General features: G+C 37.5%; 8 protein-coding genes. 4 read left to right on the forward strand and 4 right to left on the reverse strand.

The window, feature by feature from the left end:
- Positions 1-152: 152 nt before the first annotated feature.
- Genes H5S41_RS04410 through H5S41_RS04420 form a run of 3 tightly spaced genes read right to left on the reverse strand, consistent with a single transcriptional unit; the run spans position 153 to position 2,237 of the window.
- Entirely contained in the window at positions 153-944 is a 792-nt protein-coding gene (locus H5S41_RS04410; RefSeq protein ID WP_182602473.1) for a putative periplasmic lipoprotein, read from the reverse strand.
- A gap of 17 nt (positions 945-961) precedes the next feature.
- On the reverse strand, positions 962-1,717 hold the full coding sequence (locus H5S41_RS04415) for a lipocalin/fatty acid-binding family protein (RefSeq protein WP_182602474.1): 756 nt from the start codon (positions 1,715-1,717) through the stop codon (positions 962-964).
- Positions 1,718-1,754: 37 nt separating this feature from the next.
- Positions 1,755-2,237: a hypothetical protein gene (locus H5S41_RS04420; RefSeq protein ID WP_182602475.1), complete on the reverse strand. Its 483-nt coding sequence runs from the start codon at positions 2,235-2,237 to the stop codon at positions 1,755-1,757.
- Positions 2,238-2,414: 177 nt separating this feature from the next.
- On the opposite strand from H5S41_RS04420, the gene H5S41_RS04425 reads away from it, so the two are divergent.
- A complete protein-coding gene (locus H5S41_RS04425) occupies positions 2,415-2,756 on the forward strand; it encodes a helix-turn-helix domain-containing protein (protein WP_182602476.1) in 342 nt (113 codons plus the stop codon).
- A gap of 128 nt (positions 2,757-2,884) precedes the next feature.
- Here the strand turns inward: H5S41_RS04425 and H5S41_RS04430 are convergent, their stop codons facing one another.
- Entirely contained in the window at positions 2,885-3,745 is an 861-nt protein-coding gene (locus H5S41_RS04430; RefSeq protein ID WP_182602477.1) for an NAD(P)H-hydrate dehydratase, read from the reverse strand.
- Positions 3,746-3,833: 88 nt separating this feature from the next.
- On the opposite strand from H5S41_RS04430, the gene pepV reads away from it, so the two are divergent.
- The 3 genes from pepV to H5S41_RS04445 all read left to right on the forward strand — a co-directional run bounded on the left by pepV (position 3,834) and on the right by H5S41_RS04445 (position 6,939).
- Positions 3,834-5,237 (forward strand): dipeptidase PepV, encoded by a 1,404-nt coding sequence (gene pepV / locus H5S41_RS04435; protein WP_182602478.1) that lies wholly within the window; start codon positions 3,834-3,836, stop codon positions 5,235-5,237.
- A gap of 25 nt (positions 5,238-5,262) precedes the next feature.
- Positions 5,263-5,775 (forward strand): universal stress protein, encoded by a 513-nt coding sequence (locus H5S41_RS04440; RefSeq protein WP_163705481.1) that lies wholly within the window; start codon positions 5,263-5,265, stop codon positions 5,773-5,775.
- A 195-nt stretch (positions 5,776-5,970) separates the two neighbouring features.
- Entirely contained in the window at positions 5,971-6,939 is a 969-nt protein-coding gene (locus H5S41_RS04445; protein WP_085720378.1) for an IS30 family transposase, read from the forward strand.
- Positions 6,940-6,958: the final 19 nt, after the last annotated feature.

A 6,958-nucleotide genomic window follows, 5' to 3' on the forward strand; every position in this document is an offset into this window, starting at 1 on the left:
ACCTTCTTTACATGATTTTTGTGGTGAATTGATTGTACAACATAAGGGCAGCAGTTGTCCTTTTTGCGTACAAAAAAACTGGCATTGATTTTGTATCAATACCAGAAAGTGTATACCCTTTTATGCATTCAGCATGTATTAAATAACAACTATCATTTATTATTTAGATTATTATATTCATTTTCAATTTCTTGCCAATTTGGACTTGGATCACCCATAGTTCTAGTAATTCCGTCTGACCCTGTAACCTGCCAAGAGTCTACTTGACCGTTTGCGTTATATTTAGGCCTATACGTATTTCCATCTTTCATCAAAGGCTTTTCTTGATTACTGTTAGTGCTATTAGTAGTACTGTTTGACTGGCTAGTTGCTGTATTGTTAGCTTTATTCTCTATTTGTTGACTATCTTGTGTTGATGGCTGTGAATTTTGATTTGAACCTATAGAATTATTATTAGACGATTCATTATCGTCATCTTTTATATTGCTAAGGATTTCATCTAGTGTATTTTTTTGCTTACCGAATTCTTTGGCCAATTCCTGTTTAGAATAGACTTTATATCCATTTTTTTGCCCCATACTGTCTTTCGCTACTTTATCATAAGTAATTTGAACGTGTTTATCTGTAACAGTCATAACGGTAGTATGTGCACCGAAGTCAATAGTGAATTTGTTCTTATCTTGTTTCCAATTCATATTATCTTTATTACGATTAAGATCGTCGGCAGTTTGATTTTGTAGCTTGAGATAGGCCATTAATGCATAAATTTGATCACTATATTTTGTTTGTTTTTCGTTGACTTTTTTTGATTTTAGACTGGAATTTTCAGCTTTCAAACTAGAATTTTCAGCTTTAGTTGAGTTGTTATTTGACTGACTACTACCACAGCCTGCTAAGGCTAAAGTAGCTAATAATATTGTTGATGTTAAAATTATTTTTTTCATATGCTTAATCTTCTTTCTTATTCTGGATGATGGAATGTTGCTTGAATGCGTGAACTTAATGCACGCCCTTCACTATTCATTGAGCCATCTGTATTTCGATATTTAGGATCACCAGCGATCTCCATCAATTCTCTTTGCTTAGCAGAATCTGGATTCCGAGAATCCGCTAAAGGCAAACTATAAACATCAGTTCCGTCAGCTAATTTTGGATGATTATTGCTGTTATTAGTACTTGTGTTAGTAGTGTTACTATTTATTTGTGATTGGGACACCTGTTGATTACTTTTAGGATCATTTTTTGCTAAAAATTCATCTAAATCAAAGCTTCCTTTAGTTTTATTAAATATTTCTGTATTCCAATTATTGTCACCGGACAGGACTAATTTTTTTCCAGATAATTTACCTATTAAAGGGCTAGTTACGTTTGAATCATTTAACTTTATTATATATGAATTGTCTGTATTCTTTTGCCAAGTAAGCTGATCATCTGTATTAGTAGCTGTTGGATCTACATAAACATAACGGCCTGTTCCATTAGAATTGAGCGTTATTGCAGCTTTATTCTGGCTATCTTTATATGAGCCTACAATGTTTAACTGAGATTTTAGCATTGCGTTCTTAGCTTTTAGTGAAGAGTTCTCTGCTTTAGCTGATTTGCTATTAAACTGAGAAGGTCCACACCCAACCAATAAGACACTAGTTACTCCAATGTATAAACAAAGTTCATTTTTTCTTGAAATTAGTTTTTTTACTATATCAATTATTATCTTCATTGTTGTGTTCCTTTAAATTTGATTTCTCTAGATACTATTAGTTACTAGTTGGTGCACTAGCTTCACCATATGAAATTGTTGAACCATCATTCCATGTAATATTTCCATTATTTTGTACAAATGCTGATCCAGGGATATCATTCCTACTTACAATAAAACCTCCAGCGGTTGGTACAGCATGATATACCCCCGGATCAACATGCATAGAATGTTCTATCAAATTTTCGGCATCTTGAGCAGATTGTATGGGTCCAGAATTTGAACTTTGCGTATTATTTTCTGAAGAATTCTCAGTTCTATTAATAGTAGTAGAGCTTTCAATCGAGTTACTTTGTAGTTTGTTCTTTTTTTTGTCACTCTCAGAATAAATTATTTTACTGTTATTTTTATTTAATTTATTGTTCTCAGCTCTTAAAGAAGAGTTTTCTTTTCTCAAAGAACTATCATTTTCACTACATCCGCTCAGTCCTATAGCTAATAGTGCAATTAAGCATATAGGAATTACTTTTTTATATATCATAAATGTGATTTCTCCAATCCTTAATTATAATTTCCCTATAGGCCTATTATCACATATTTATATATACCAGTAAATACATACAACAATATACATATAATATCATGGGCTGATAGTCACTTATATTTGAATGTACTCGAATTTATCCTTGATAAAAACAAGGAGATTTTGAAACCAATTATGAATAATAATATTATTGGCACTAATATTGCTAATAGACGGCATGCACTCAATATTAGTCAAGAAAAATTAGCTGAAGCAAGCGATCTTTCTATTAACTACATATCTAGAATTGAACGAGGAGCATCTAAACATATTAGCGCTGAAAGTTTGTATAAAATTTCAAAGAGTTTAAATATAAGTATGGAAAGCTTAATGGAAAGAAAGAACACTAATCATATAAATCCAGGCCCGCAGCAAGAAAAATTGATTAACTATCTACAGAATTTTAACTTAGAAAAATCTGAAACGCTTAGTAAACATATTTTAGATTTATTAATGAATTATCATATAGAATTATGATAATTAAAAAAAGACACATGATCTTTAAGACCAGTGTGTTCATATACATAGTGATTGTAAAATAACATAACTCCCAGAGTGGTCTTCAGCTCTGGGAGTTATGTCAATACTATCTAGTAATTAAACTTTTAACCTAAAAAGCCAATATGATGATCATCTTCAAGTTTTTCCATCTTTTTCATGAAAGTCGGTAAAGCACGACTGATTTGGTGGGGAAGGACAATATATTGACTTTCCGCAATCTTTTCAGCAATCGCACTATGCGCATAAACAGCAGCGAGGACAGCTTTTTCAGGTTTGTCATTAAATTCGGCAGTAAAGCCCCCCACCATTCCAGCGAGAGTATCGCCCATTCCGCCAACAGCTTGGGCAGGCGTACCGATCGGCAATTGATAAACTTGGTCATTTGTGTAGATTTCGGTATGATGCTTCTTTAAGACAAAGGTGGCACCGAGCTTTTCTTGAGCGGCTTTGTTCTTATCCTCAGTTTGGTCGCCGATTTTAATTCCAGAAAGTCGTTGCCATTCCATTTCGTGAGGAGTATAAATGATATTTCCTTGTGGTTGCTCAAGTTTTTCCATCGCCATGAGGGTAATTGCAGACCCGTCAATGATCACGTTTTGCTTTTCATTTGTGTTGGCAAAGACGTTTTTTAGAATCCGTAAACTAATATCGTCATTTCCGAGCCCAGGACCAACTACGACACTGGTTGCTGCTTCGGTAAGGCTGGCAACAAGGCGATCATCAGTAAAATCGGCAAACATTGCTTCTGGCAGCTGCGCGTGGAGGGCACCAGAATTACTCTCATCAGTGGCAGTTGTTACTAATCCTGCACCAGCACATACCGCAGCTGTTGAAGCCATAATAATCGCTCCGCCAAAATTACGGTTTCCGCCAATTAAGGTTACTTTACCAAAAGTACCTTTAAAACTGTTCTCAGGACGTGGAGTAATAACATCCTTTAGTATTTGGTCAGTAAGTTTTTTCACAGCTAAGACTCCTTATTATTTTATTTAATTAACAATTTAATGGTATCATTAAAATTAGTCAAAGTAGAATATTTTGGAGGGATTAATCTTGACCGATTGGATGAAAGCCGCAGAGGCACAAAAAGAAAATTATTTAAATGACCTAGTATCATTAATGAAGATTCCAAGTGTACGGGACGATTCAGCTGCAACTGATGAGTATCCGCTTGGCCCCCGTCCAGCCCAAGCTTTAAAAGCATTTTTGGAGATGGCGGAACAAGATGGATTTAAAGTGAAAAATATTGATAACCTTGTTGGATATGCTGAATGGGGTGAAGGTGACGAAACCCTTGCAATTTTAGCCCACCTCGATGTGATGCCGGCAGGTAAGGGCTGGGACACGGATCCGTTTGACCCGGTTATCAAGGATGGCAATTTATACGGACGAGGGGCTTCAGATGATAAGGGACCAGGAATGGCTGCTTATTATGCCCTGAAATATTTGAAAGATCAAGGTGTAAAATTTAATAAGAAAGTGCGGTTTATCGTTGGTACTGATGAGGAGAGCAACTGGACAGGAATGCACCGTTACTTTGAAGTCGAACCAGCACCTACGCTTGGCTTTTCGCCAGATGCTGAATTTCCGGTAATTAATGGTGAAAAGGGTCAAGTATCACTTCTGCTTGATGTGCCAGCCGGAAATGGCGATGCTTCCACACAGTTGGTCAGCTTTGAATCTGGCTTGCGGTTTAACATGGTGCCGCGAGAAGCAGTAGCCCTTATTCGGACAGATAGTCCACAAGAAGTTACTAATGATTTTGGTCACTTTATTGAAGAAAAACCGGTTGACGGTAATATTGAATCAACGGATAAAGGACTTAAAATCACTGTTATTGGTAAGGCTGCTCACGGGATGGAACCGGAAAAGGGAATTAATGCCGGTACCTACCTTGCTAAGTTCTTGAATCGGTATGACTTTGCGGGTGGTGCGAAGAGTTTTATTGAATTCCTTGCCGATTACCTTCATTTAGATACGCGAATGGACGGGTTTAATGGTGCTTTCGCTGATCCGGTAATGGGTGAATTAACAATGAATGCCGGTATTTTAAACTTTGACGCGGATAAAGGCGGACATATTGATATGAACTTCCGCTTCCCTAAAGGTATGACTCCAGATAAGCTTGAAAAAACGGTTAAAGCAATTGCTGATAAGCTCCAGATAACAGTTACACAAGGACCATCACAAGAACCCCACTATGTTGATCCAGACGATCCGATTGTTAAAACATTAATGCAAGCTTATATTAATCAAACTGGCGATACCAATGCTAAACCAGAAGTTGTCGGGGGCGGTACTTATGGTCGTCTCATGAAGCGTGGCGTTGCATTCGGAGCGTTGATGCCTCACACGCCAAATACGATGCACCAAGCAAATGAATATCAGCCGGTTAATGACCTAATTACGTCAATGGCTATTTACATGGAAGCAATTAATAACCTCGTTACAGACTAAGAATGTGCTAAAATAAAGGTGAAAGATGGAGGTGTCAAGAATGAGTTATCAAAAAATTCTTGTTGGTGTCGACGGCTCTAAGCAAGCTGACATGGCCTTTGAAAAAGCTGTTGATATTGCTAAAACTAATGATGCTAAATTATACTTATTGAGTATTATCAATGGTGAACGTTATCCAGCAACTGGTCCTAGCGGCTATAGTTTTGTTAGTCACAGTATTTATGATTCGGCAATTGAAACGATGCAGAAAAAGCTGGCTGACTATAAGAAACGCGCAGTAGCAGAAGGGATAAAAGAAGTTGAGACTAACGTCGAGGTTGGTAATGCAAAGGTTGAACTTGCTGAACGGTATCCAAAAGAAAATGATATTGATTTAATCATAATTGGCGCAACCGGATTAAACGTTGTTGGTCGTCTGCTTGTCGGTTCAACAGCGGCATATACTATTCGTGAAGCACCATGTGACGTTACTGTTGTTAAAACAGACTTAAAAAACCAAAAATTAGCTATAAAGGAATCAACATATCCTGAAATGTAATTAAAAATAAGAATGAGGATTCTAGGGTTGCTGCAAGGCGGTCTATTGGACTTTTTATTCATTGAACACTAAAGGTTGAGGAAAGTTTTCTCAATCTTTTTTATTCGCCGTTTGTAAAATTAAGTTAGAAAAATAAAAAAGCCATTTGTGATAGACTTTTGAATAACCACAAACAAAAGTAAAGGAACATCACAAATGACTTATAAACATCTTACCACACGTGAACTAACCCTCATAGCTAATTTTTGGCACCAAGGTACGAAGGCTTATCAAGCTGCTAAACTGCTTAAACGAAGCCAAGAAACTATTTACCGAGTCTATCGATTTCTTGATAGCGGTAAGACCATTGCACAGTATCTTAAGGCTTACCAACGGAATAAGCAGCGTTGTGGTCGTAAGCAGGCTCAGCTAGCCAAGGATGAGATCAGCTACATCAATGAGCAGGTTAAAGCGGGCTGGACACCTGATACGATCATTGGTCGAGCAGAACGGACAATTAGCTGTAGTATGCGGACACTTTATCGGATGTTTGCTCGTGGACAGTACAATTTTGCCGTCCAGCAATTACCGATGAAAGGCAAGCGACACCCCAATGGCTATGTCGAACGACGTGGTAAGGCGGGGCATCTCGGTCGGAGTATTTACCAGCGATACCATGATTTTCCTCACTACCAACACGAGTTTGGTCACTTTGAAGCTGATACTGTTCAAGGAAAAGCTCATCGTGGTGCGGTCATGACCTTGGTGGAACGTCAATCTAAGGTGATGATTGTGCTTAACGTTCATCGTAAAACTGATGAAGCAGTTAACTATCACTTGGATAAATGGCTTTCTAAAATACCTCGTCATTTCGTTAAGTCGATTACCTTTGATAATGGTAAGGAATTCGCGGGCTGGCGTGAGATTGCCAATAAACATGATCTTCATACTTATTTTGCGGAGGTTGGAGCGCCCAATCAACGCGGCCTGAATGAAAACAATAATGGTATCTTACGTCGTGACGGTCTCAGTAAACGATTAGACTTCCGTAATTTACCAGATGAACTAATCACCCAGCTGATGCACAAACGAAATACTATTCCACGGAAGTCACTTCACTACCGCACACCACTTGAAGTATTCCTAAGTCACGTCACAGATGAACAGCTTTCAACATTTTTCTAATTTAAATTGACATTTCGGG

Source organism: Limosilactobacillus albertensis (assembly GCF_014145555.1).
GTDB lineage: Bacteria > Bacillota > Bacilli > Lactobacillales > Lactobacillaceae > Limosilactobacillus > Limosilactobacillus albertensis.